19 protein-coding genes, 1 tRNA gene and 1 pseudogene are annotated in these 24,593 nt (G+C 50.9%); 4 read left to right on the top strand and 17 right to left on the bottom strand.

Annotation, left to right across the window (positions count from 1 at the left end; genetic code table 11):
* Positions 1 to 5: 5 nt before the first annotated feature.
* The 8 genes from PSE_RS15340 to PSE_RS15305 form a co-directional block, all read right to left on the bottom strand.
* Positions 6 to 2,303 (bottom strand): bifunctional salicylyl-CoA 5-hydroxylase/oxidoreductase, encoded by a 2,298-nt coding sequence (locus PSE_RS15340; protein WP_014285708.1) that lies wholly within the window; start codon positions 2,301 to 2,303, stop codon positions 6 to 8.
* A 295-nt stretch (positions 2,304 to 2,598) separates the two neighbouring features.
* Positions 2,599 to 3,417, bottom strand: coding sequence for an MBL fold metallo-hydrolase (locus PSE_RS15335; protein ID WP_014285707.1), 819 nt, complete (start codon positions 3,415 to 3,417; stop codon positions 2,599 to 2,601).
* 49 nt (positions 3,418 to 3,466) lie between these two features.
* A complete protein-coding gene (locus PSE_RS15330) occupies positions 3,467 to 4,249 on the bottom strand; it encodes a TatD family hydrolase (protein ID WP_014285706.1) in 783 nt (260 codons plus the stop codon).
* Between the two features lie 147 nt (positions 4,250 to 4,396).
* Entirely contained in the window at positions 4,397 to 5,950 is a 1,554-nt protein-coding gene (gene metG, locus PSE_RS15325) for a methionine--tRNA ligase (protein WP_014285705.1), read from the bottom strand.
* A 232-nt stretch (positions 5,951 to 6,182) separates the two neighbouring features.
* A complete protein-coding gene (locus PSE_RS15320; RefSeq protein WP_014285704.1) occupies positions 6,183 to 7,091 on the bottom strand; it encodes a DNA polymerase III subunit delta' in 909 nt (302 codons plus the stop codon).
* Positions 7,092 to 7,093: 2 nt separating this feature from the next.
* On the bottom strand, positions 7,094 to 7,777 hold the full coding sequence (tmk, locus tag PSE_RS15315) for a dTMP kinase (RefSeq protein ID WP_014285703.1): 684 nt from the start codon (positions 7,775 to 7,777) through the stop codon (positions 7,094 to 7,096).
* 52 nt (positions 7,778 to 7,829) lie between these two features.
* Positions 7,830 to 8,951 (bottom strand): D-alanyl-D-alanine carboxypeptidase family protein, encoded by a 1,122-nt coding sequence (locus PSE_RS15310; protein WP_014285702.1) that lies wholly within the window; start codon positions 8,949 to 8,951, stop codon positions 7,830 to 7,832.
* 205 nt (positions 8,952 to 9,156) lie between these two features.
* Positions 9,157 to 10,299, bottom strand: coding sequence for a septal ring lytic transglycosylase RlpA family protein (locus PSE_RS15305; protein WP_041768584.1), 1,143 nt, complete (start codon positions 10,297 to 10,299; stop codon positions 9,157 to 9,159).
* Between the two features lie 307 nt (positions 10,300 to 10,606).
* Here PSE_RS15305 and PSE_RS15300 point away from each other — a divergent pair.
* Positions 10,607 to 10,696 (top strand) — tRNA-Ser (locus PSE_RS15300).
* Positions 10,697 to 10,928: 232 nt separating this feature from the next.
* Positions 10,929 to 11,258: a hypothetical protein gene (locus tag PSE_RS15295; RefSeq protein WP_041768582.1), complete on the top strand. Its 330-nt coding sequence runs from the start codon at positions 10,929 to 10,931 to the stop codon at positions 11,256 to 11,258.
* 868 nt (positions 11,259 to 12,126) lie between these two features.
* Here PSE_RS15295 and speB read toward each other — a convergent pair.
* From speB to speA, 4 genes are read right to left on the bottom strand one after another with little or no spacing between them, the layout of a single operon-like run.
* Positions 12,127 to 12,987: an agmatinase gene (gene speB / locus PSE_RS15285; RefSeq protein ID WP_014285699.1), complete on the bottom strand. Its 861-nt coding sequence runs from the start codon at positions 12,985 to 12,987 to the stop codon at positions 12,127 to 12,129.
* Positions 12,988 to 12,996: 9 nt separating this feature from the next.
* Positions 12,997 to 14,160, bottom strand: a complete 1,164-nt coding sequence (nspC, locus tag PSE_RS15280) for a carboxynorspermidine decarboxylase (RefSeq protein ID WP_208997949.1) — start codon at positions 14,158 to 14,160, stop codon at positions 12,997 to 12,999.
* Positions 14,161 to 14,176: 16 nt separating this feature from the next.
* Positions 14,177 to 15,388: a saccharopine dehydrogenase family protein gene (locus PSE_RS15275; protein WP_014285697.1), complete on the bottom strand. Its 1,212-nt coding sequence runs from the start codon at positions 15,386 to 15,388 to the stop codon at positions 14,177 to 14,179.
* A 21-nt stretch (positions 15,389 to 15,409) separates the two neighbouring features.
* Positions 15,410 to 17,299, bottom strand: coding sequence for a biosynthetic arginine decarboxylase (gene speA, locus PSE_RS15270; RefSeq protein WP_014285696.1), 1,890 nt, complete (start codon positions 17,297 to 17,299; stop codon positions 15,410 to 15,412).
* Positions 17,300 to 17,637: 338 nt separating this feature from the next.
* On the opposite strand from speA, the gene PSE_RS15265 reads away from it, so the two are divergent.
* Together PSE_RS15265 and PSE_RS15260 are read left to right on the top strand one after the other, a co-directional pair.
* Complete coding sequence (locus PSE_RS15265) at positions 17,638 to 18,057, top strand: helix-turn-helix transcriptional regulator (protein WP_014285694.1); 420 nt, start codon at positions 17,638 to 17,640, stop codon at positions 18,055 to 18,057.
* Between the two features lie 518 nt (positions 18,058 to 18,575).
* The gene (locus tag PSE_RS15260) at positions 18,576 to 19,007 is read left to right on the top strand and encodes a hypothetical protein (protein ID WP_128647452.1); all 432 of its coding nucleotides are present in this window, start codon (positions 18,576 to 18,578) and stop codon (positions 19,005 to 19,007) included.
* A gap of 87 nt (positions 19,008 to 19,094) precedes the next feature.
* Here PSE_RS15260 and PSE_RS15255 read toward each other — a convergent pair whose 3' ends face one another.
* The 5 genes and pseudogenes from PSE_RS15255 to nosZ all read right to left on the bottom strand — a co-directional run.
* Entirely contained in the window at positions 19,095 to 19,622 is a 528-nt protein-coding gene (locus PSE_RS15255) for a nitrous oxide reductase accessory protein NosL (RefSeq protein WP_014285693.1), read from the bottom strand.
* Positions 19,619 to 20,449, bottom strand: coding sequence for an ABC transporter permease (locus PSE_RS15250; protein ID WP_014285692.1), 831 nt, complete (start codon positions 20,447 to 20,449; stop codon positions 19,619 to 19,621). Before PSE_RS15250 ends, PSE_RS15255 begins: the two co-directional genes overlap by 4 nt.
* Before the next feature lie 3 nt (positions 20,450 to 20,452).
* Positions 20,453 to 21,373 carry an ABC transporter ATP-binding protein gene (locus tag PSE_RS15245; RefSeq protein ID WP_008546182.1) on the bottom strand — a complete coding sequence of 307 codons (921 nt, stop codon included), beginning with the start codon at positions 21,371 to 21,373 and terminating at the stop codon, positions 20,453 to 20,455.
* Positions 21,370 to 22,644 carry a nitrous oxide reductase family maturation protein NosD gene (locus PSE_RS15240; RefSeq protein ID WP_008546637.1) on the bottom strand — a complete coding sequence of 425 codons (1,275 nt, stop codon included), beginning with the start codon at positions 22,642 to 22,644 and terminating at the stop codon, positions 21,370 to 21,372. The genes PSE_RS15245 and PSE_RS15240 overlap by 4 nt, the downstream gene beginning before the upstream one ends.
* A 13-nt stretch (positions 22,645 to 22,657) precedes the next feature.
* Positions 22,658 to 24,550: pseudogene (nosZ, locus tag PSE_RS15235) on the bottom strand (TAT-dependent nitrous-oxide reductase); the annotation flags it as partial.
* Positions 24,551 to 24,593 lie beyond the last annotated feature (43 nt).

Raw genomic sequence — 24,593 nt, 5'->3', positions numbered from 1 at the left:
CTTCCTTACACGCGAACTTTCATCGTCTCGGCGCGTTCTGCCAGACGGTACAACTGGTCACGACCTGCATGATATGGTTCTGGCCAGTAAACGCCTTTGTCGCCCAGCTCAGCCGCTGCGTGCAGGGTCCAGTACGGATCTGACAGGTGTGGACGTGCCAGGCAGACAAGATCTGCGCGCCCTGCCATCAAGATTGAGTTCACGTGGTCCGGCTCGTAGATGTTGCCTACTGCCATGGTTTTCATGCCGGCATCGTTGCGGATGCGGTCTGAGAACGGCACCTGGAACATGCGGCCATACACGGGCTGTGCACGTGTGCTGGTCTGGCCTGCGGATACGTCACAGATATCAACGTCGGCTGCGTCGAGCATGCGAGCGATTTCAACGGCTTCTTCTGGAGTAAGGCCTTCGTCCTCTACCCAGTCTGTTGCAGAGATACGCGCAGACATTGGTTTGTCCTGTGGCCATGCTTCGCGCACGGCTTTGATGACTTCCAATGGGTATCTCATGCGGTTTTCGAGAGAACCGCCATACTCATCTTCGCGCTTGTTGGTGAGCGGAGAGATGAAAGATGACAGCAGATATCCGTGGGCGCAGTGGACTTCGATCATGTCGAAACCTGAGGCATCTGCCATTTGGGCAGCGTTCACGAACTCTTCTTTCACGCGGTCCATGTCCGCACGATCCATCTGCTTTGGTGTCTGGTTGCGTTCAGACCAAGCAATTGGAGAAGCTGCGAGAAGTGGCCAGTTGCCGTCTTTTAAAGGTGCATCCATCTCTTCCCAACCGAGCTGAGTAGACCCCTTTGGTCCCGCATGGCCGAGCTGGCAGCAGATTTTTGCGTGGCTGTGTTCATGGACAAAACCTGTGATGCGTTTCCACGCCTTCTCATGTTCTGGTGCATAGAGACCCGGACATCCCGGTGTAATGCGGCCATCTGCGCTCACACAGGTCATTTCCACGACCACCATACCAGCACCGCCTTTGGCGCGTTCGCCGTAATGGGCCAGATGCCAATCAGAAACAGTTCCGTTTTCTGCTTTGTATTGTGCCATAGGAGAGACGACCACGCGGTTGTTCAGCTCCATCTCGCGCAGTTTGAACGGCGCAAACATTGGCGGGCGCGGCGCATTGTCGGTGTCAGATACACCAGCCTGATTTTGGAACCAGCCTTCTGCAGTTCCCAACCACTCCGCATCACGCTCGCGCAGATTCTCGTGCGAGATACGCTGAGAGCGGGTCAGAAGTGAGTAATTGAACTGGACCGGGTCCAAATGCAGGTAGCGTTCAACGTTTTCGAACCATTCGAGAGAGTTACGTGCTGCTGACTGGAGCTTCAGCACTTCCAGGCGGCGCTCGTCTTCGTATTTCTGAAAAGCATCCTGAACGGACTTTTCGCTGTGCAGGTAGTCTGCCAGTGCGATTGCACTTTCCATGGCAAGCTTTGAGCCTGAGCCGATGGAGAAGTGTGCGGTTGCTGCGGCGTCACCCATCAGAACGAGGTTCTCGTGGGACCACTTTTCGCAGAGAACACGGGGGAAGTTGATCCATGCGGAACCGCGAATGTGGTTCGCGTTGGTCATCAACTCATTACCGCCGAGATGCTTTTCGAAGATCTTTTCGCAAGTCCGGCAGGATTCTGCCTGGCTCATGTCTGCGAAGCCGAATGCTTCGTAAGTCTCTTCCGTACATTCTACGATGAAGGTCGCGGTATCATCGTCAAACTGATAGGCGTGTGCCCAGATCCAACCGTGCTCTGTTTCTTCAAAGATAAAGGTGAAAGCATCGTCGAATTTCTGGTGCGTGCCGAGCCAGACAAACTTACATTTGCGGGTGTCGATGTCTGGTTTGAAGTGTTCTGCAAACTCGGTGCGGCTGGTGGAGTTCAGGCCATCTGCTGCAACAACGAGATCGTAGTCGCCCATGAACTCTTTGGCGCTGGTGTAGTTGCGTTCAAACTCCATGTTCACGCCAAGTTCGCGCGCCCGGTCCTGAAGGAGCAAAAGCAGCTGCTTGCGGCCAATGCCGCAGAAGCCGTGACCACTGGAAACATGGCAGGTGTCTCTGTAGTGGACTGCGATATCATCCCAGTAGGCAAAGTGAGCGCGGATGGCTTCAGCGCTTTTTTCGTCGTTGGCCTTGAAGTTGTCCAGCGTCTCATCTGAAAGAACAACACCCCATCCAAAGGTGTCGTCGAACTTATTCCGCTCAATGACTGTGACCTCATGCTGAGGATCACGGAGTTTCATGCTGATTGCGAAATAAAGACCTGCCGGGCCGCCTCCAAGACATGCGACTTTCATTGTTCTCTCCCCCCTCAGGCTGCAAGCGCCTAATTTCAACTTGGGGCAAGCGTGACAGGTTTTTTGAATTATTTCAAACATAAAATATCTAAGCATAAAATATATGTGATACTACAGAAAGTCACTGTAACCTATTGTATTTTATGAAATTATGTCTGATTTTGAGTGAGCCGATTAAACCGACTTGGAAAATATATTTATCACGCACACGCCGCTGATATATCTATATCAGCACAAAAAGCGGAGCCGTGGCAAGCAATGATTCTGTGTAGGTATCATAAAAAATGCGACGGCCTTAAACCGTCGCATGTGCTGGAAACTCGACTGCCCGACCATCAAACGCGGGCGAAACCTTATTTGGCAACTGTGATTTCAATCGCTGATAATCCAGATCACAGTGCAAGTTGGTGAGGATGCTGTTTGCCGGTTTCATCCGCTCAATCCACTCCAACGCATCATTGACGCAGAAGTGGCTTTGGTGCGGCTTCTCACGCAGTGCATCGATGATCCATGTGTCCAGCCCCTTCAATGCATGAAAGCTGCTTTCCGGGATGTCGTTGACATCTGGCGTGTAAGCCAGATCCTGAAAGCGGAAGCCAAGGGCATCGATGTCACCATGGTGAACGAGAAATGGCAGAGCAGTGATCGGTCCCCCTGCTCCGTCAATGGTAACCGGTGTTCCGTCGGTCAGCCGGTTCTCACTCAAGATTGGCGGATAGCCGGAGCCCGGTGGTGTCACGAAGCAATAGTCAAAGGCAGAACGGACGCGCTTTGACGTGAACTCATCCATGTAGACCGGCACTTTGGCGCGCTGCATGAGCGCAAAAAAGCGCAGATCGTCGATGCCGTGCAAGTGGTCTGCATGGGCATGAGTGTACAGCACAGCGTCAACATGCGTGACATTGGCAGCCAGCATTTGCTCACGCAAGTCGGGACCAGTATCAACGACAATGGTGGTGGTGCCGGTCTCGGAGAACCTCTGGACCAGCAGTGCACATCTACGGCGGCGGTTTTTGGGCTCATTGGGATCGCAAACGCCCCAATCTCCGCCAATCCGTGGCACGCCGGTCGATGAGCCGCAGCCCAGAATGGTGACCTTAAAATTGCTGGTCATTGGTCCTCTCAAAGAATAGTGGCAATACGATCCGCGTCAGTCTAGCCAATCACACTGGCTGTGGCACCTTGGAAAACAGGCGCAGGAAGTTTTGTGTCGTGGCTTCAGCCATCTCTTCTTCTGAAACACCGAGAGCTTCTGCCAGTACCTTGTTGGTATGCGCCACATAAGCTGGCTCATTGCGCTTTCCGCGCCATGGTTGCGGAGCAAGATACGGTGCGTCTGTTTCAACAAGAAGGCGATCTATTGGCAGTTCTGCTGCGATCTCACGTAGTTCCGTAGAACGCTTGAATGTGAGAATGCCGGAGAAGGACACGTAAAGGCCAAGTTCGAGGCCCTTCATTGCAAGCTCTTTGCCGGAGGAGAAGCAATGAAGAAGTGCTGGAAACGCACCGATTTTCATCTCTTCTTCCAAGATACGCATCATATCGTCGTCAGCATCACGGCTATGGATTACCAGCGGCAGCTGCGTTTCGCGCGCGGCTTTGATGTGCGTGCGCAGGACCTTTTCCTGATCTTCTGGAGATGCGTTGTCATAAAAGTAGTCCAGACCAGCTTCACCGATTGCGACCACTTTGGGGTGCTTTGAGAGTTCGATCAGCTCTTCTGCGGTCACGTCGGTCTCTTCCCCTGCCTGATGCGGGTGAGTTCCAACGGAGCAATAAACGCTGTCGTAGGCTTCAGCGATCTCTTTGATCTGCTCAAACTTGCGGACGCGGGTACAGATGGTGACCATCAGCTTGACGCCTGCTTCGTGGGCGCGCTCGATGATCTGATCGCGTTCTTCTGCGAAATCCGGAAAATCCAGATGACAATGACTATCAACTAACATGGTCACAGCAAAAGCGCCTCCAGTGCGATTCTGTCAATAGGCCTTACCGACCTCTTGTGGTATCCCTCGCGGAAAATGCCAGCGCACTTCCCTCATAAAAAAGGGAGGCTCATGCGCCTCCCCCTTCAAGCCAGATAGATTGGCGTTTTATTCTGCAGTTTCCGGCTCAACATAGCGTGGGAACACGCCCTGTGGCTTCGGCAACTCACGACCGCTTTGCAGACGGCCAGCTTCACCCAACTGCGCAAACGACCGCTCATAGTCAGAAAGTACTAACAGATCCAGCAGTTTACCTGCAGATGTCGGCATGACTGGCTGCGCCAGAATGCCAACCTGACGGATGATCTCTGCAGTGGTGTAAAGCACTGTGCCCATACGTTCCGGGTCAGTCTTCTTCAGCGCCCATGGCTCCTGAGACGCGAAGTAACGGTTTGCTTCGCCAACAGTTGACCAGATACACGCCAGAGCGTGATGGATTTCCTGCTTTGCCATGAAGCCACGGCACTTTTCAAGCATCTCATCAGCCTGCTGCAGGATAGCCTTGTCGTCCGCGGAGAACTCGCCAGGAACCGGCAATTTGCCTTCACAGTTCTTGAAGATCATGGAGAGCGAACGCTGAGCCAGGTTGCCAATGTCATTGGCGAGGTCAGCATTGATGCGGTTCACCATTGCTTCGTGGTTGTAGTTGCCATCCTGACCGAATGGAACTTCACGCAGGAAGAAATATCGGATCTGATCCAGACCGTAGGTTTCCACCAGATCACGCGGTGCGATGACATTGCCCAGAGATTTGGACATCTTCTCACCGGAGTTGAAGAGGAAGCCATGTGCAAACACGCGCTCAGGCAATGGAACACCAGCAGACATCAGGAATGCTGGCCAGTACACTGCGTGGAAACGGATGATGTCCTTACCGATGATATGAGCGTTTGCAGGCCAGAACTTAGCCATATCGCCGTCCATATCCGGATAGCCAAGCGCGGTGATGTAGTTGGTCAGCGCATCGACCCAAACGTACATGACGTGCTTTTCATCACCTGGAACCGGGATGCCCCAGTCGAAGGTGGTGCGGGAAATGGAGAGGTCTTTCAGGCCACCTTTTACGAAGCTCATCACTTCGTTGCGGCGTGCGTTTGGACCGATAAAGTCAGGGTTCTTCTCGTAAAGCTCAATCAGCTTTTCTTCGTAAGCTGAGAGACGGAAGAAATAGCTTTCCTCTTCCACCCATTCAACAGGTGTACCCTGAGGGCCGTAGCGAACACCGTCTTCACGAACTTCTGTTTCGCCTTCCTGATAGTAGGCTTCGTCGCGAACGGAGTACCAACCGGCGTAGCTGTCTTTGTAGATGTCGCCAGTGTCAGCCATTTTCTGCCAGATTGCCTGACAGGATTTGTAGTGACGTTCTTCGTTGGTCTGAATGAAATCGTCGTTGGAACAGCCGAGCATCTCCACCATTTCGCGGAAGAGCTTGGAGTTCTTGTCAGCAAGATCTGATGGTGACATGCCTTCCTTGACGGCGGTCTGAAGCATCTTCTGGCCATGTACGTCAGTACCAGTCAGGAAGTGTACTTCACGGCCATCCAGTCTCTGGAAACGGGCCAGCACGTCAGTTGCAATTGCCTCATAGGCGTGGCCGATATGCGGCTCACCATTTGGGTAGGAAATTGCCGTTGTAATATAGAAAGGCGATTTTTCTGTCATATCCTAAGGTGATCTCTTGATCCGGGATCTAAATCTGGAAAGTTCTTTGAGTGTTGGCTCAAAGATAACAGTCGTACGTCAGCCAGAGCTTGCTTTCCGCAGGTCAACGAGGAAAGTCAACACAACTTGCTTCCGATCGAGGTTTAAAGCATCTGCCGTTGAAGCAGCGCGGCCAACCTTTTCCCACAAGTCAGCCCACCTGACAAGCGCATCCGGCTTTGTGCTTGCATCTTTACGCAGTTGATTGCTCAAGAATGTGCGCGCAAGCTCTAAAAAATGTGTTCCAGGCATCCTCTGCACCGCGTGCTGCAATCTTATCTGCAAAGCCATGCGCACGGATCATGTCCAGATTTGTGATGGTCTCAACCAGTCCGGTGAACTCCTGCGCGATATCCAGTGCACCGCCGTTTGCGGCCAGTGCTGCCTGTCGCAGGCTCCCATCGGCAAGCGTGTGAAGGGCTTCTGTGTTGCCGGATGGGCCACATCCCATTTCTGTGAGGGCATGTTCAATCATCGGCTCTTCCAGTTTGCGCATGGTGAGTTTGCGGCATCTGGAACGGATTGTTGGCAGCAACCGACCCGGATTGTGGGAGAGCAAGATGAACAAGGACTGTTTTGGCGGTTCTTCAAGGATTTTGAGAAGTGCATTGGCTGCGGACTGGTTCATATCATCGGCAGAATCAACAATACAGATGCGCCAATTTCCGCCAGCCGCCGTGGAACCGAAGAAACCTGTCGTCCTACGCACTTCATCGACTGGAAGATCTCGCTTGAACCGTTTGCCTTTCAGATCCCACGGGCGGCGCAGGTGCAGAAGGTCTGCATGAGACCCTGCGGCAACCATTTGTGCACTATGGCTTTCTGGTGGAACGTACAGGCTGTTTGCAGCCATGACAGGTGTTGAAAAGCGATCAGGATGTTCAAGGATGAAGCGGGCGAAGCGAAACGCGAGCGTGGCTTTGCCAATGCCTTTCGGGCCGCCGAGAATCCAGGCATGATGAAACCGCTGCGATCTATAGGCATCAAGCAGTTCAGTTTCTGCTAGTTCATGGCCGTAAAGACGTGTTTGTTCGCGTGGGAGCGGCAGGCCGTCGACCTCGTCAAATTCAGGGACTTCTTCGATTATGGGAGCCTTGGCCATACTCACCCTTCCCTGTTTGCGTCAGGTTCGCCTGATTCCTGCTGGATCTGCTCAGCGAAGCGGTCCTGTACCGCCTGCCAGATGTCTTCGGTTACCTTATCCTGAGGCTGGTCGCCGTCAATCACGACTATGCGATCTGGCTCATTACGGGCCATTTCCAGAAACAGTTCCTGCCTGCGGCGGTGCGTTTCCAGTGTATCTGTTTCAAACCGATCCGGGCCGTCAAACTCAACGGGTGCTGTGCGCTTTGAGACGCGGGCCAAGCCAACTTCTGGTGTTACGTTGATGAGCAACGTCATATCCGGGTTATGACCTGCGATTGCGACTTGCTGCAGAGCCTCTACTGTCGGGGTAGGGACGCCGGATTCGCCCTGATAAACGCGGGATGAATCTGCAAAGCGGTCACACAGAACCCATTTGCCATCCTCAAGCGCCGGTTTGATGAGCGTATCGATGTGGTCCGCGCGTGCTGCTGCAAACAGAACTGCTTCGGCTGTGACACCGTAGTCTTTTGCCGCGCCAGACAGGAGAACCTCGCGAACCAGCTCAGCACCTTGTGAGCCGCCGGGTTCGCGTGTGGTGACAGCTTCAATTCCTTTGGCCGCGAGTTTGTCGCGTAAGCGCTGGATTTGAGTCGACTTACCGGCGCCTTCACCGCCTTCAAAACTGATAAAAATACCCGACAACGTCGAACAGGCCTCCAAGACCTTCGGAATTCAATAGTGCTGAAAACCGGCGCTAAAACAACTGGTAGAAGAACTCTCCAAGGGCATCCCAAGCGCGGCCCTGAAGGTCTCCAATGGCTACATCCTCTCCTGTAACCAGTGTTGCCCGATAAATCACGTCATTTTTGGAAAGAACTTGTAGTTCTCCCACTTCCATTCCTTTTTCGACGGGTGCCGGAATGGGGCCATTGTAAACGACACGCAGCTTATACTTGTCTTTCTCATTCGGGTTGATGAGCGTGGCGACAGCGTCATTTGTCTTCAGAGATACGGTTGTTTTCTTGCCGCCGTAGACTTGCGCATCACTAACAAGTTCGCCTTTGCGATAGAACTGCTGCAGCTTCAGGCCGGAAAACGTGGGCAACAGCAGCGTTTTCATGTCCTGAACACGATCCTGAAGCGTCGGAGAGGCTGCAATCGCTGCAACGTAGCGTTGCCCGTTGCTGTCCAGTGTTCCGAGCGCTGCGAAGCCTTCTCGCTCAGAGAACCCAGCACCAAATCCATCAAGGCCTTCGATATCACGCATAAGCGGGTTTTTGTTGCGCTGGGTGATTTTGTTCCAGGTGAAGCGGTCCATGGCAAAGACGGAATGCAGCTCCGGCTCATGTTCCAGAACGTAGGCGGCGAGAATAGTCAGATCTTCGAGAGTAGTCTTGTGGTTCTCATCGGGAAAGCCAGTTGGGTTGGTGAAGTTTGAGTTCTCCATACCAATGGACTTTGCCAGCTTGTTCATTTCCCGGGCAAAGTTTTCTTCGCTACCAGCAAGCCCCTCAGCCAAAATGATTGCGGCATCATTTGCGCTGTGTACGATCAGTCCATACATCAGATCATTGACAGATAAAGATGAGTTCAGGCGCGCAAACATTGTTGTGACGCGTGCTGGTGCACCGCCAGTGCGCCAGGCATGCTCACTGACTTTGAACATGGTTTGCGGTGTGATATCACCAGCATGGATGGCCTGCTGCACGGTGACGGCAGTCATCAGTTTTGTCAGGTTGGCCGGGGCCATCAGAACCTGAGAGTTTTTGGAGAAGACGAGCGACTTATTTGTGAAGTCGTAGAGCGTTGCAGCTTTGGCTTTGATTTCGACAGCCTGAGCCGTTGGGGCTGCGAGTATGCTGCAAAAAGCCAACACAGCGATTGCTGACGCTCTCCAGATTTTAGGAGATGTCCAGTACCTGCAGTTGTCTTGAGATTTATGCTGTTTGCACTTCTGCCACCCAACTTGCACGCCTGCGTCTCCCTGATTGATTTTGGTGGGGCTATGCTACGCCCCATCCCTTAAAACAAACACTAACGCAGGTGTGCTGACTGGGTAAAGCCGTTTAGAACTAAATGACTTAGTGATTTTGACCAGTACGAGATAGCAGTAGCTCTTTCAGGCCTGAGCCTCCAGAAACAGACTTGAATGCATCATGCGCACTGTTGAGCCTGTGCTCAGATGCATAAGATGAAATTGCATTGCCAGTCTGGAAGGTTGGCGCAGTGCTGGTCGGTGTTTTGTAGACCCCAGAGCTTGGTGGTGGCAGCAGAGATGTTCCAAAGGAGGTCGAAACAGGCTGTGCTGCAATGGCTGGTCTCGGAGCGTTTGGATTTGCGCTGGTGGACAATGCGCTGTTGATCCGGTTTTTGAAGCTGCTGATGGACGCAACCTGTGTTGTGCTCAGGTTACGCTCGTAAACCACTGCTGGATCAAGCTGGTTGGCATTGAACGCCAGAACGTTCTGTGCTGCCAGAATAGGTGTGTCGTATGGCCTGCTTTTTGGCATTGGTGCCGGGCCAGAGATACGGTTCACAGGATTTGCAAAGGCGAACATGGTGCGCGGTGCAGAGCTGCCGCCATTCCAGTTGCCACCATTGCCGGAATAAGAAGCCAGAAGCTTTTTCTCATCCCGTCCATGGAGCGGCGCACGACCAACATACTCCACACGAACTTTTGCAACACCGCTGGATTTGGTGCCGAGCATGCCAGCAACGCGTTCTGATAAGTCGATGATACGATTGTCATGGAACGGACCGCGGTCATTCACACGCACAACCATGGACTTGCCGTTTTGAAGGTTTGTCACCTTGGCATAGCTTGGTAGCGGCATGGTTGGGTGGGCGGCGGTCAGCGCGTTCCGATCGAAGATTTCGCCGTTAGCGGTTTTGCGGCCATGGAAGGTTGGGCCATACCATGATGCCTTGCCGGTTTTCTTGTAGTTATCGTCCCTTTTGGGATAGTACCACTTGCCGGCCACCTTATACGGTTTGCCGACAACAGCGCGCCCTCCTCCTTTGGGAACAGGCTTCGAGCCTTTCACCACACGAGGACTTGCAGCTACGCCGTATTTCTTTTCACTGAACTTCACTTTATCCGTGCCGCCACCGCAGGCTGCAATGCCTGCGCACAGGGCAACCACAGATATGCTGGTCGCTACGCGTTTGATCGTTTCGGGAGCTGGTGCTTTCACCGAATAGCCCCAATTCAGTAAAGAAGTCATACCGTTGTTACTCACTACATGTTCGGCACTGACGGATTTCAGATTGGTTGAGCAAAAATACCCGAGCTCACTACAAACTGAACCAATATTAAAAAGATAGCCGATAAACCTTAACTGAATCCGATCAAAATGTCTCCACAAGAAAGAGAGATTTTTGCCTAAGCTAACTTCCTTAGGGGAAATGGCGGTTTTGATAGGACTGTTTGATTTCATTGTGAAAAAATAAATTCATGCTGTGGAACAAGTTTTACGCCCGCTTGACTTTGAGGGCTGCATGAACGAAATAGAGCCCACACCACACAGCGCCGGAGAGGTGGCAGAGTGGTTGAATGCACCGGTCTTGAAAACCGGCGGGCGTGGAAGCGTCTCGTGGGTTCGAATCCCACCCTCTCCGCCATCTATCTTATTGATAGATAAGGCAAAAAACCCAACTTCGCGGTGGGTTTTTTGCTTTCTGGCTAATGAAAAATGCCCTGAACTTCCGGAAAAGTGAGAGAGTGTTTGCTGCTTTCTGGGGCCGCTGTATCAGGAAATGGAGCTCAGTCCTTCAGAATGCCTTTGAGAGAATTGCAAGATGGACAGTCGGAAACGGCATAGTCACACTGGCACTTTCTTCTCGGGGATTTTCTATGAAACGTTTAGTTTTGGCTGCTGGCCTCTCCTGCTCGCTCGCTGTGCCGGCTTTGGCACTAGCACCTAAAGACATGATCAAAGAGATTTTTCTGATCGACACTATGGATAATTTCTGTGAACTCGGCATCGTGCACGAGCGGACACTGGATTACATCAGGGAAAACAAACTCAAAACTACGCCCAACTGCATCATTCATGTTCAGCAAAGTATCAGCCTGGCAGGTGAGGTTCAGCATACACTGGAAGATGCCCATGAGGATGCAAGTGGTGTCGTGTGTATTCAGATCCGTGAGCGGGCAAAAGAACTCAATCTGCTAGGTAAGTAAGCTAAAAGCGCGGGTTTGTGGCGTTTAAGGCGGGTTTTGACTTATCCATTCACCAGGGTTCGCCTCAAAAATTGAGTATGATCATCTGATGCACGCCTTAATGTTCCAACTTGCTTTCTCGCAATTTCAATGTGCGAGAAAGCTCACGCATTCTTCAAAGTAAGCGCTGATCGCTATAGATCCCGTAGCACCTTATTGCCTTCCATATAAATGGTACACTTTTTCTTGATATTTGCCTTTTTTCGCCCAATCTCACAACGTCTGAGAGCATCTTTTACAGCGTGTGCTCGAGTCGCGCTGCCTCTATTATACCCGTATGACCAAGCACCATTCTTACCAATAGCAGTCGCGAAGGCTTTCCGATGTTTGTAGTACTTGTATTTTTCTATTGCCCTTTCCATTTCGCTTAACTCACTGGAGTTAGGGGCGACACGTTTTTCAGGTTGTGTGTTTGACGTCTGACAGCCAGCCAATACTGCACATATCAATATAGTCAGCATGGTTGAATTATAAATTTTCATTAGTTTGCATTTCCAAGTTTGATAAGTAAATAATACCGATATCTCTGGCCTCAATATACAGCATACTACGTGATACATTAGGAGATTCGATGCTAATTTCGAACTTCTTAAACGGTTGTAAATAGAATTTTCTTGGCGATATGGTCCTCAATATTTTGACCACTTCAAAAACCAAAGATTATCGCAGTCTAATATATGGCCTTCTGTCTAATCGACAGTAAGGCGTATGTACTTGATGCCATGACAAGTGTTCATGAAGGTTTTGGAGATCGGTCAGCCGTTCCGAGCAAAGAAGAGCTGTAACCTTTCAGTATCAGCTTTCTCAAAATCAACGCGTACCTTAAAAGTTATATTCTTGACTTAAGCGCTGCAGCCATGAGGCGGTATGTGATCTGAGCGGCGGTGAAATCCCATGCGGCATTCCCATCTGGGGCTAGTTCAACTACATCAAGACCGACGCACTTGCGGCCTTTGAGGGCATGCTCCACCAGATGAATGGCTTGATAATAGCCAAGGCCACCTGGTACCGGCGTGCCTGTGGCTGGCATCTGGGATGGATCGAGGCCGTCGACATCAAAGGAAATGTAGATGTCCTCCGGGAAGTCTTCCGGCAAATCAACAGCATGCAAGCCTTTGGTCACCAGCTCTTCCGCATCGACAAAGAACACCTTGTTTTCTGATCTGCTATCCATTTCCTGCTGACAAAGTGCACGCACGCCGAACTGAGCGAGAGAATTCCCCTCTTCCATCAGAAGGTTCATGACAGAGGCGTGGGAGTGCTTTTCACCCTGATAGGCAATGCGCAGATCTGCATGTGCATCTACCTGCACGATTCCTACTGGCTTACCTAGTGCGCGAGCGACTCCGGACACAGCGCCATAAGATAGAGAATGCTCTCCGCCGAGCGTGACCGGGATCTTGCCAGCTTTGACTGCAGCTTCAGTGCGCTGTGCTAGACGTTCCATTACCTCTGGGAGAGGACCATCACACGCTACCGGCTCTTGTGTAGAAATGCCGGAGGCGCATGGTTCAACGCCATTACTGCCGCGCTCCAGTTCGTTACTTGCTTCGATGATGGCTTCTGGCCCTTTTACGGTGCCAGAGCCATAAGAAACGGTACGCTCCAGAGGCACCGGAATGATGGTGAAGAGCACGTCTTCTGCCTTACGTTCTGCTTCAGTCAGCTCACTGTCGAGAAAAACAGACATTTTGTACCTTTAGGAAAGACGGTTCAGAAAATCATTGTAGGAGAACTCGCGAGTAATCTTGAGTTCGTCGCTCTCAGAGTTCCAAAGGGCGATTGTTGGTAGAGGAACACCATTGAAGGTGTTGGTTTTCACCATCGAGTAGTGCCCCTGGTCAAGAAACGCGAAACGATCGCCGATCTGGAGTGGTGCTACCCGGGTGTAATCCCCGATGACATCGCCCGCAAGGCAAGATGGACCGCCGAAGCGGTATGTATGCCCCTCTTCCGCTTCACCCAGCATGGCCGGACGATATGGTGCCTCGATGACGTCCGGCATATGACAGGTTGCGGAAATGTCCACGATTGCCAGATCCATGCCGTTCTTTGGCAGGTCCAAAACTTCGCCAATCAGGATGCCTGCATCCAGAGCAACAGCTTCACCTGGCTCCAGATAGACTTCCAGGCACGTTTCTGCGCGTACATCTTTGATGAACGCGATAAGGGCTTCGCGGTCGTAATCTTCGCGGGTGATATGATGACCACCGCCGAAGTTGATCCACTTCAACTGGCCGAAATATGGTGCAAGCTTATCCTTAACTGCGTTCCACGTACGCTGGAGAGGTTCGAACTCCTGCTCACAGAGCGTGTGCATATGGATGCCATCAACGCCTGCCAGAACTTCTGCACTCAGCTGGGAAATGGGAAAACCAAGCCGTGAGCATGGGGCGCAGGGATCGTATTTTTCCACTTCGCCTTCTGAGTGCTCTGGGTTGATACGCAGGCCTACATCCACATTGTGCTTCGCGGCGCGTACGTTTGGCAGAAAGCGGTCCTTTTGAGCCGCTGAGTTGAAGATCATGTGATCGGTGTAACCGATGATCTCATCAATCTCACTGGCCTTATAGCCCGCGCAGAATGTTGCTACTTCACCACCATACTTTTCGCGGCCCAGACGCGCCTCATAAAGGCCAGAAGCACAGGTTCCTTCCAGATACTCGCGCACCACTGGGGCTAATGCGAACATGGAAAAGGCTTTCAGCGCTGACAGGATATGTGCGCCGGAGCGGTCAGCAACGTCTTTAAGCACAGAGAGGTTGCGGCGAACCGCAACCTCATCAACGACAAAACAGGGACTTGGCGCTCGGGAGAGATCAAAAGATTTGAACGCTCCCGCATCGCCAGCCTGTGTCTGCATAAACTCTGCCATCAGCTTAGAACTGAACCGGACCGTCGAGTTCTTTAACCTGCCATGGCAGGCCGTGCTCGTTCAGCATGTCCATGAAGTTGTCTGGGTCCAGCTGTTCCATGTTCCACACGCCCGGCTCTTTCCAGTTCCCTTTCAGGATCTGTGCTGCACCAATCATTGCAGGTACGCCAGTGGTGTAAGAAACCGCCTGAGAGCCTACTTCTGCGTAGCACTCTTCGTGATCGCAGATGTTGTAGATGTAGTAGGTTTTCTCGCCGGAGCCGTCTTTTGCCTGACCCGTTGCGATGTCACCGATACAGGTCTTACCTTTGGTCAGCTCACCCAGACCGCTTGGGTCTGGCAGAACAGATTTGAGGAACTGCAGTGGGATGATTTCGTGGCCTTCGTGCATGACTGGCTCGATAGAGGTCATGCCGATGCCTTCAAGCACGCGTACGTGGTTGATGTAGGCATCGCCGAAGGTCATCCAGAAACGCGCCCGCTCAATCTCGGTGAAGTGGGTTTTCAGGCTTTCCAGTTCCTCATGGTACATGAGGTACATGTTTTTCTCACCTACGCCCGGGAAATCAAATGCCACTTTGTGGGTCATTGCTGGGCTAGTTACCCAGTCGCCTTTTTCCCAGTGACGTGCGTCTGCTGTTACTTCACGGATGTTGATTTCCGGGTTGAAGTTGGTCGCAAATGCTTTGCCATTGTCGCCACCGTTACAGTCAAGGATGTCGATCTGACGGATGTTTTCTAGCTTGTGCTTCTTCAGCCAAGTTGCGAATACGGAGGTTACGCCCGGATCGAAGCCAGAGCCGAGAATTGCGGTCAGGCCAGCTTCTTTGAAGCGTTCCTGATAAGCCCACTGCCAGTGGTACTCGAATTTTGCTTCGTCTTCTGGCTCGTAGTTTGCGGTGTCCAGATAGTTGATGCCAGCTTCCAGACATGCGTCCATCAGCTTGAGATCCTGATACGGCAGTGCCAGGTTCACCAGCAGCTCAGCGCCACTTTCTTTGATGAGAGCAACAACAGCTGCGACGTCCATTGCGTCTACTTCAGCAGTTTTGATCTCAATGCCGGTTTTCTCTTTAACGCTTTTTGCGATGTCGTCACACTTGAACTTGCGACGGGATGCCAGCGTGATTTCGGAGAAGATATCCGAGTTCATTGCCATTTTGTGTACGGCAGCGGAGGAAACACCACCAGCGCCGATTACCAGAGTTTTACCCATGTCTATTCCCCGGTCCTTGGATTATTCGTAATAAGTGTAGCCGTTGATGCTGTCACGGTAGGCAGCAACCAACGTGCGTCGGTCAGCATTCTTGAGTGTGCCGGCGGAGACCGCCTCATCAATGAGTTTGCGGAAAGCATCTACGCAATCGCGAGGATCATACTCTACATACGAGAGAACCTGCGAGATTGTATCGCCTTCAACTTCCTGAAGCAGATCAAATCCGCCATCTGCTCTCAGGTCAATGGTTGCGACATTGGTGTCGCCGAACAGGTTGTGCAGATCGCCTAATGTTTCCTGATAGGCGCCAACAAAGAAGACGCCAAGATAATATGGCTTGCCTTCTTCAAGCGTATGCACCGGCAAAGATGGCGAGATACCATCTGCCAGGATGAACTTGTCTACTTTGCCGTCGCTGTCACAGGTGATGTCTGAAAGTACCGCGCGGCGATCAGGAACTTCGTTCAGGCGCTGCAACGGAACAATTGGATGCAGCTGATCGATTGCCCAAACGTCTGGCAGGGATTGGAAGAGAGAGAAGTTGCAGTGATAGATGTCAGCGACTTTTTCCAGTTGCTCATCAATCTCTGGCGCTGTACCTGCTGTTGGTGCGAGTTCTTTGATCTTGGACATCAAATGCAGGTAAATGCGTTCGGCTCGTCCCATCTGACGCAAGTTGATGTAACCACGGCGGAATAAGGCACGCAGCTCGTTGCGATAAAATGTGGCGTCGTTCAAGCACTCCTGAAGACGCTCTGCGTTGAGATAGCCTTCAACGGCTGCGAGGTCTGCAACCAAATGGTGATCGTCTTCTTCAGGCTTTGGTGCAGTTGGCGCATCAAACAATGTCGCTTCAAGAACGTTGAAGAGCAGCATTGAGGATGTTGCAACAACAGCACGGCCACTTTCCGTAATCAGAGTAGGATGCGTGAGCTCAGCTTCGTCCATTGCATAGGCAACAGTTTCTACCACGTTGGCACAGTACTCTTCAACGGAGTAGTTGGTGGAGTTCTCGATGGCCTTCTTTTCACCGGTATAGTCGACGCCGAGGCCACCGCCCAGATCAAGATGGGTTAGTTCAGCCCCTTCCCTTGTCAGCTCAACAAAGTAGCGACAAGCTTCACCTACAGCTCGGCGGACATCATTGACGTCGGGCACCTGTGAACCAAGGTGGGAATGCTGAAGTTTCAGGCAGTGCAGAAGCTTCGCTTCACGCAGCTTATCGATCACAGAGACGAGCTGGTCGGTGTTCATCCCGAATGTGGAACGATCGCCGGAGCTTTCTTCCCATTTGCCGCCAATCTGGTTGGTTAGCTTAACACGCACGCCGAGAAGTGGTTCTTCTCCCAGTTCTTCAACCACATCGATGACCGTTTCAAGTTCTTTTGGGCTTTCCAGAACGATGATGGTGTTGAAGCCGAGCTTGCGCGACAGGATTGCAAGACGGATAAACTCTTCGTCTTTTACCCCGTTACAAACAATCAAGGCGTCTTTGGGCAAACGGTGCGCGAGTGCAATGACTAGCTCAGGTTTGGAGCCAGCTTCCAAGCCGTAGGAGTAAGGGCGACCGAACTCAACGATGCGGTCTACGACCTGTGCCTGCTGGTTCACTTTAATTGGGAAAACGCCGCGATATTTACCCTTGTAGCCAACACGCTTGATCGCGTCTGCCATGGAGTTGTTGATGTGTGCGATTTCGTTTTGAAGAAATGAACTGACACGCAGCAAAAGTGGAGAATGGATACCACGTTGTTCAAGGTCGTGAACGATCTCTGGAAGACTCACTTTCGGAGCGTCCGGCATCAAAGGATTACTTAGTGCAATATCGCCGTTCGGCAGCACAGAGAGAAGATCTTTACCCCAGCGCCCCATGCCGTAAATGGCATGAGCAGTACCTTGATTATTTGGCAACCATTTATCCCCTTCCAGAATTGATTTTGCCCCATTTACTCATGGTGTATCCATCTGACAAGCCCAATCTTGGTGTTCTAAACATCAGAGCGGACAGAACAGGTGCACAAATCATTTTTTGCGGAAATTAAATCTACAATCTGAGATTTTGGTGATGTCGAAAAATGAGTAGTTTTCAAAAAGGTGTAAGCCATGTGAAGACATCGGCAGGATGTCCCCCTGATTTTTTGCGGATATCTTTCTTGGTTATTTATTTGCGAGCAATCGGGGGATAGATTAATTGCACTAACCGGATTACTTCTCCATGAGACTTTGTTTTTAGCGACTGCAGAGCAACCATGACTTGGCAAGAGCGACTTCAAAAACTTCGCAAGCAGAATGACCTTACAGTTAAAGATTTGGCAAGGCGTGCAAACGTTGGTTATGACAATCTTTACAAGATCGAAAAAGGTCTCATCGAGAATCCGCGTGGGGACACGCTTGGAAAGCTGGCACAAGCGCTTGGCGTAAATGAACAGTTTCTTCGTTTTGGTCTTCATGGAGTTGGAGACGCAACGTATCTTGATGATGCGCAGATTTTGGCTGAGTTGGAAGAAAATACGAGCCAGACTGATCTGGATCTGATTGATAGTGCCTGGAAGCAAGCACTTGAGATTGAAACTCAAGTGTACGGTCCCGGGAGTAAAGCTCCTACAAATTTTGTATCGATGATGTTTGCGCGTATCTACCAAGAGATGTTGAAGCGTAATGAGCACTAACTAATGCAGGTTTGTCTGTTAAAGGAGTTCAGCTTAACTCTGATAGATCGGATTGCGTGAGCATTCTGAAAATCGATGCAGTGGAAATAGCTTAGCCTCCCTGACCTAAAGTTCCTCAAATCCTATTTTGTCCTCCGTTCGTGATTTCAGTTAAACCTTGTAGGGGGTTTCCACCTATTGGGTAGAATGAGAAGCAAACTCTTTTTGCGAGTTATCCGAGATATTTTCTTTGGAATATGTTTTGTGTATTCATCAGTTCGTTAACTTATCCAATGCCGTTGATGTAATCCTACACGTCTGTATTTTATAAATAATTTCGGATGATGCTTGTTTAAGAACCTATTCACTAACTATGTGCATGATGCATGTTATTTAAAGCTTGAGTTTATTTACCTTTCCACCATCTTAAATCTAAGATATGGATTTATTATCCAATTCAACTTTGATTTGTATGCCCTGTCCCATTTTGCAGGGAATAGCTTTGGGGATTGGAAACCTGTTTGGACGGCTTGTCTTGATTGGTACTTTTTGATTTTGCTTTTAGTTCTCTAGTTGAAAGAGCTCTTATGCCCATCGACTTAAATCGCGCTGATCATTCTAATGAAGTGGAAAATAAGCACTCAACTGCGCGGCAAGATGTTTTTGATGAACTTCTGAAATCAGCAACTGCACATGGTTCTGAAACTGGATCTGATGTCGATTTTCTGAACATGTTCGGTTCAGACATCTCACTTTGTGAACCCGAGCTGGGTTCTATTGTGAAGCATAGAGATACAGAGGAAGTTGGATTTGTATGCGGTGAGACGACGATGCTGTCTGGGCTTCGTGCGTTCAAGTTTAGGCCCTTTGATAGTGCCCCAACTGAAAGCGTAACGTGTGATCCTGATGAGCTGATAGTGGTCGGGGATCCTAAACTTAGGGTTGGCTATCCAGTTCATTGTAAAAACTGATAGAGGCTGTGATCAGCTAACTCAGACGTAACAAACAAAAAACGCTCCATTTCTGGAGCGTTTTGTTTTTTTAAGCTTGCTTAACGGCTAATTGTTGGAAGCATCGCTAAGTGTAAACTCAACTGGTTTGAGCACATACTCACTCGGGATTTCGGCAAGCTTAACAATCTTACCTCCATTCTCAGCTGAGAATTTTTCTGCGCCTGCTTTGGTGCCAAATGGGATTGCCTCTGGGGCTCCCATTCCGCCTATCTGTGAACTCTCAATCACAAAAAAAGCGGCATCTGCATCGATCCAGTTGTTGTTACCTGGCTGCTCCCAGCTTTCTGCTTTATCCATGTCATTTACATAGATAGCTACATAGTCTTTGGATTCTTCCGGGAGACGCGTGAATGCGACAGCGTCACGTATCTGAGAGAACCATAGCGGGAATGGATTGCCGGCAAGATGGATTTGTGCCTTCGGCCCCTCGTGGTCCAATATGGTCATCTGGCAGTAGTGACCTGCAGCTTCAGCACTCAGCTCCATAGCCGCTGGTTTAGCGATTTGCTGCTCTTCCTGACAAGCTGCCAGAAGCAACGTGACACCAACGACTGCAAACAGTTTCTTCATCATGGGGAGACCCTCTTAAGCAGTAGGATAGCACCAGACATGGCAGCGCCAGCAAACACGAAGATGGAAGCCAGTGCCGCTGCTGGTGGGAATGGAAGACTTTCTGCAACGCCCGCCATACCACCAACCATAGCGTTTGCATTCAACGCAGACAGGTTGAAGAGACGGAAAGCATCTGCTGGATTTGCCAGTAGTGCAAACGGGAAGACGGTAGATGCAAAGAACCCTTCGCTATCTGCAACGAGTGCACCGAGCAAAGCCAGATCATAGAGAACGATCAGAACAAGCCAGATACCAATCGCCATTGCGGCTGCAGTTGTGACCTGACGCACCAATGCACTGACAATGTAACCAAGTGCGAGGAATGCAAAGCCGAGGATCGCAGAGGTACCGATCAATCGTGCGAAATCGATGAAACCGCTTGTATCTCCACCACCTGTTGCTGCCAGCATACCTGCTGTTGCTCCATAACCTAATGTCAGAGCCAGCAATAGGACGCAGATGTGACCGACTGCCTTACCAATGAGGAACTCACTTCGCGTCATTGGAGAGGAGAAGATCAAGAGCAATGTACCGCGTTCGATCTCGCCGGCAACTGCATCAAAAGCCAGCAATAGTGCGATCAAGGGAACCAGATAGACTGATAAGCTGGAGAGTGATGCCACGGTGATGGTCATGCGGCTCACGTCGAGTGTACCAGCTGGTGCAGAACCAAGTAGTGCGAGCGCCATGGAAAATGCTGCCAGAATAACAACGGACAGCAGGATCCAGCGGTTACGCAGACCGATACGGAACTCTTGGCCAGCTACTGTTAGGATACGCTGAAACATGACTCAAGCCTCCCCTGCACTATCTTCGGCATTCGCCTTTTCGGAGAAGTGCTTATAGACGTCGTCCAGTGTTGGCAGATGCACATCGATATCCTCGATCATGGCACCCAAGCTGGTAACAGCTGCAATTCTCGCGATCTTGTCTTCATGTGCGCACATGATCTCTACACTGCGGCAGTTAACTGGAGTGCCACCAAGACGGTTTGCCAGTTGTTCGGCTGGTTCTTCCTTGGCTTTTACCTTCAGACGAATTGGCAGACGAGCTGCTGTACGCAGGTGTTCCAGAGTGTCGTTGGCAACCAGTTTGCCTTTGGACATGATCAGGATACGATCTGTGCGGGCTTCCATTTCTGTCAGAGCATGACTTGACAGAAGTACGGTTGCGCCGTTTCCAGAAATCTCTGTTACGAGATCATAGAAGTTCTGGCGGGAGATCGGGTCCAGACCACTGGTTGGCTCATCAAGCAACACTAGTTTGGGTGTGCCAATTAGAGCCTGTGCGAGGCCAAGACGTTGCCGCATACCTTTTGAATAGGTGCCAACACGGCGTGTACCAGCTTCTGCGAGACCAACACGTTCGAGCAGTCCAACTGCTTTCTTCGGGTCTTCGCCTTTAAGCTTGGCGTAGTATTTGAGAACTTCAACACCTGTCAAAGTCCTTTGGAAGGCAACAGATTCTGGTAGAAACGCGGTGGAAGAGCGCGCTTTATCACTACCAGGCTCTGCGCCCAAAACTTCAATCCGTCCAGCAGATGGTGTCAGGAAGCCAAGTGACATTTTGAAGAATGTCGTCTTACCTGCACCGTTATGACCGAGCAGCGCTACCCTCTCTGCGCCTCCCAGTTCAAAGGAAAGATCTTTAACAGCATCCCGTCCATCGAAGGTCTTGCGGACGTTTTCAGCTCGAAGAACTGTATTATTCATCTTCTTGCTCCTACCTTCGGCATTGCTATTTCCGGAGCGTGCATCAGAGGTTTGGTATCTACGATGCCACCTGGCAAAAGTGCTGGAAACTGCGATTGAGTCCAGCTGAGGAGCTGAACTGCAGGACTTCCGGTAAGCAGCTTTGCGGCAGGCTGTGTCCAGAGAATTTGATCGACCATGTCGTTTGGCCGGTAGGCGGTGTCGGCTACTCCATCTCCATTCATGTCAAAGGCTGAATGATCACTCCAGAAGTTTCCGCGACCTTCGTATGTCCATTCCAGGTGGCGTGTGCCCACGTACTTCACCTGTGTCTTGTTTCCAATGAAGGCATTGTTGGAAAATTTGTTTTTTGCAGAACCTGCAGTGAAGTGAACCCCGATGTCACAGCGCTCAAACTTGTTGCCGTCAACAATGTTTTTGTTGGCGTTGTACATGAATAAGCACTTCTCAGGAGAAGCTTTCACATAGTTTCCGGTAATCACGGCATTGTTGGCGTAGTTCAACATCAAGCCATGGTCACGGTCATCTTTAGAGATGTTGCCCGTAATCGTGAGTTTGTCTGAGAACATCAGCGCATAACCGATGTGATTGCCGACTGACACGTTGTTGGAGATAGTGCCCTTATTGCCGTACATGTAATGCACCGCAAAGCGGGTTTTTTCGAAATAGTTGTTTTTGAAAGTATCGTTCGGGCTGGTGTTTACGAAAACGCCGTCCCGACCATATTTGATGGTGTTGTATTCCACCAAAAGTCTTGGTGAGTTCCAGACATAGATGCCATTTCCGCGCTCGTTAGGGCGCAGATCGCGACGACCTTCAATCAGGTTGTCGGCAATGTAAGCATCATCCGGTCCGTGCGCATCGACACCAACCAGATTGTTGAGGAACTTGTTACCTGTAATTCGGGCACGATCTGCTTTTTTTGTCAGCTTCACGCCTGAATCGATTGTTTGGTTGGAAAGACCTGAACCGGTGATGACCAGTCCATCGACGACCACATCTGGTGCTTCGACAGTTATTACTGAGCCTTTGCCATTGCCTTTAAGCTCTGCGCCTGGCTCTCCTTTAAGCACCAAAGACCGATCGATGACGACCGGTCCCTGATGAACTCCAGCAGATAAGCGCAAAACGTCTCCGTCCTGCGCCTCTCTCAAGGCGCGGGCTAAGGCATCAGGCTGTGCCGGTACAATGATTTCAGCGGCGTGAGCAGAAACGCTCACGCCAACCAAAGCCGTCGCACCTAGCAGCAATTGCCAGAAGGACCTCGTCATGCCCGCAACTCCCTTATGCGTCGCGTGGCTCAACGAACATACGACCGCGCATTTCCATGTGCAGTGCATGACAGAACCACTGGCAATAGAACCAGTGAACACCTGGACGCTCTGCGATAAAGGTTACGGAAGCAGTTGCCTGAGGCCCAATTTCCATTGCCACGTTGTAGTTAGAAATACAGAAGCCGTGTGTCAGGTCATCGATGTCATCAATGTTGGTGACATAAACGGTAACTTCGTCGCCCTGCTTAACTGTGAACTTCTCAAGAGAGAAGGTTGGTGCAGCAGAATGCATGTAAACACGAACTTTGTTGCCGTCGCGGATGACGTGTTCTGCTTCTTCCAGATCCACACCGTCAGCTTTAGCCTGTGCGACAGCATCAGCGAACATTGGGTCGTCACGCTGCCAGACAGATGCTGGGTTCACAACGGAGTTGTGTACGATGATGACGTCGTGCGGTTCTGCAAAGGTAGGACCATCGTGAACGATTTTCATTTCATCGCCAGAAATATCGATCAGCTGTTCGTTTTCTGGTTTCAGAGGACCAACGTTCAGGAAGCGGTCTTTAGAGAACTTGTTCAGAGAAACAAGCCACTTGCCGTCTGCTTCTGATGTTTCACCCATAGAGGTGTGGTTGTGACCTGGCTGGTAAGCCACATCGATTTTTGAGTGAATTGGATCGACGTCTTCGCCTGCATACTGACGGATCGCTTTGTCGATGTCCCACTTAACCATCTGGCTGTCGAGGAACAGAGTGGTGTAAGCGAAGCCGCGGTTATCGAATGCAGTGTGGAGTGGGCCAAGACCCAGCTCTGGTTCAGCAACAACTGCGGAGCGTGGATCTGCGCCGTCGAATACTGCGTCCAGTTTGGTCACGTCGATAACAGAAACTGTTGGAGACAGTTTACCGTTGATCATCAGGTGTTTTTTATCTGGGCAGGTGTTACAGCCGTGTGGGCTGTTTGGTACAGGGATGTACGCGGTGTACTTGGAGCCTTTACGGCCATCAAGAACAGGAACACCATTCAGCATCTGGTAGTCGCCGTTTTTGACGCCTTCTTCGATGCGTTTGATGTTGAATACAACGCAGTGGTCCATTTCAGAGGCTGTCATTTCTGCCAGATTTGTACCCATTTCTGAGTTGTAGCTGGTAGAGAAAGCGTATTTACCCTGATAGTCAGCGTCACAGTTGTCCAGGTTACCGGTTACGATGACCTGCCATGCAACTTCCATGGTATCACCATCGAGTGCAGTGAAGATGCAGCTGTACTTATCTGGCTCATCCAGGATTGTGCCGTCGTTTACGAGTGGAGCTTCATGCTCACCGTTTGCGAAGACGTAGCCAGTACGTGGGTACTTCTGAGGACGCAGACCGTGGATGTCGTGTGCGTTTGGAATCTCGGTGATCTTGTCACATTTCATAACGTCACAGCGTACACGTGCAACACGGGTGTTCGCTTTGTCGTTCATGAACAGGTAACGACCGTCATATGTACCTTCGGTGAAGGACATATGTGGGTGGTGGAGGTCACCGTTGTCGTAGTGTTCCATGCCATGCGCAGCCAAGAACTCTTTGGTTTCTGGCAGCATGTTTTCCTGCAGAATCTTCTTAGATTCGTTGGTCTGACCCCAACCGGTTGCAGAACAACGGTTGAATACAGGAATACGCATCAGTTCGCGCATGGATGGCAGACCCATAATGCGCAGTTCGCCGGTCTGACCTGATGACCAGAAGCCATAGTATTCGTCCAGCTCGCCTGGACCTACATGGTACTTGAGGCCACCTTCAGCAGCGCGAGCTGGTGCAAAACCACCAGCGCCTGCTGCAGCAACGGCACCCAAACCTGCTACTGCAGCGGTCTTTGCGGTACCACCAAGCAGTGCGCGGCGTGAAAGGCCTGTTTCTTTTTATCAGTCATGAAAGTCTCCCTTGATACTTTCGAGTTGA

The organism is Pseudovibrio sp. FO-BEG1 (assembly GCF_000236645.1).
Classification (GTDB): Bacteria; Pseudomonadota; Alphaproteobacteria; order Rhizobiales; family Stappiaceae; genus Pseudovibrio.
The sequence above is the reverse complement of the archived record's forward strand: the minus strand, read 5'-3'. Positions and strand labels throughout refer to the sequence as shown.

Coding starts and splice junctions, on each gene's coding strand:
- PSE_RS15295 (WP_041768582.1), top strand. CDS start 10,929: ATGAAACGTTTAGTTTTGGCTGCTGGCCTCTCCTGCTCGCTCGCTGTG.
- PSE_RS15330 (WP_014285706.1), bottom strand. CDS start 4,249: ATGTTAGTTGATAGTCATTGTCATCTGGATTTTCCGGATTTCGCAGAA.
- nspC (WP_208997949.1), bottom strand. CDS start 14,160: ATGCAGACACAGGCTGGCGATGCGGGAGCGTTCAAATCTTTTGATCTC.
- PSE_RS15265 (WP_014285694.1), top strand. CDS start 17,638: ATGACTTGGCAAGAGCGACTTCAAAAACTTCGCAAGCAGAATGACCTT.
- PSE_RS15255 (WP_014285693.1), bottom strand. CDS start 19,622: ATGATGAAGAAACTGTTTGCAGTCGTTGGTGTCACGTTGCTTCTGGCA.
- PSE_RS15305 (WP_041768584.1), bottom strand. CDS start 10,299: ATGACTTCTTTACTGAATTGGGGCTATTCGGTGAAAGCACCAGCTCCC.
- PSE_RS15275 (WP_014285697.1), bottom strand. CDS start 15,388: ATGGGTAAAACTCTGGTAATCGGCGCTGGTGGTGTTTCCTCCGCTGCC.
- PSE_RS15250 (WP_014285692.1), bottom strand. CDS start 20,449: ATGTTTCAGCGTATCCTAACAGTAGCTGGCCAAGAGTTCCGTATCGGT.
- PSE_RS15240 (WP_008546637.1), bottom strand. CDS start 22,644: ATGACGAGGTCCTTCTGGCAATTGCTGCTAGGTGCGACGGCTTTGGTT.
- PSE_RS15335 (WP_014285707.1), bottom strand. CDS start 3,417: ATGACCAGCAATTTTAAGGTCACCATTCTGGGCTGCGGCTCATCGACC.
- PSE_RS15340 (WP_014285708.1), bottom strand. CDS start 2,303: ATGAAAGTCGCATGTCTTGGAGGCGGCCCGGCAGGTCTTTATTTCGCA.
- PSE_RS15245 (WP_008546182.1), bottom strand. CDS start 21,373: ATGAATAATACAGTTCTTCGAGCTGAAAACGTCCGCAAGACCTTCGAT.
- speB (WP_014285699.1), bottom strand. CDS start 12,987: ATGTCTGTTTTTCTCGACAGTGAGCTGACTGAAGCAGAACGTAAGGCA.
- metG (WP_014285705.1), bottom strand. CDS start 5,950: ATGACAGAAAAATCGCCTTTCTATATTACAACGGCAATTTCCTACCCA.
- PSE_RS15320 (WP_014285704.1), bottom strand. CDS start 7,091: ATGGCCAAGGCTCCCATAATCGAAGAAGTCCCTGAATTTGACGAGGTC.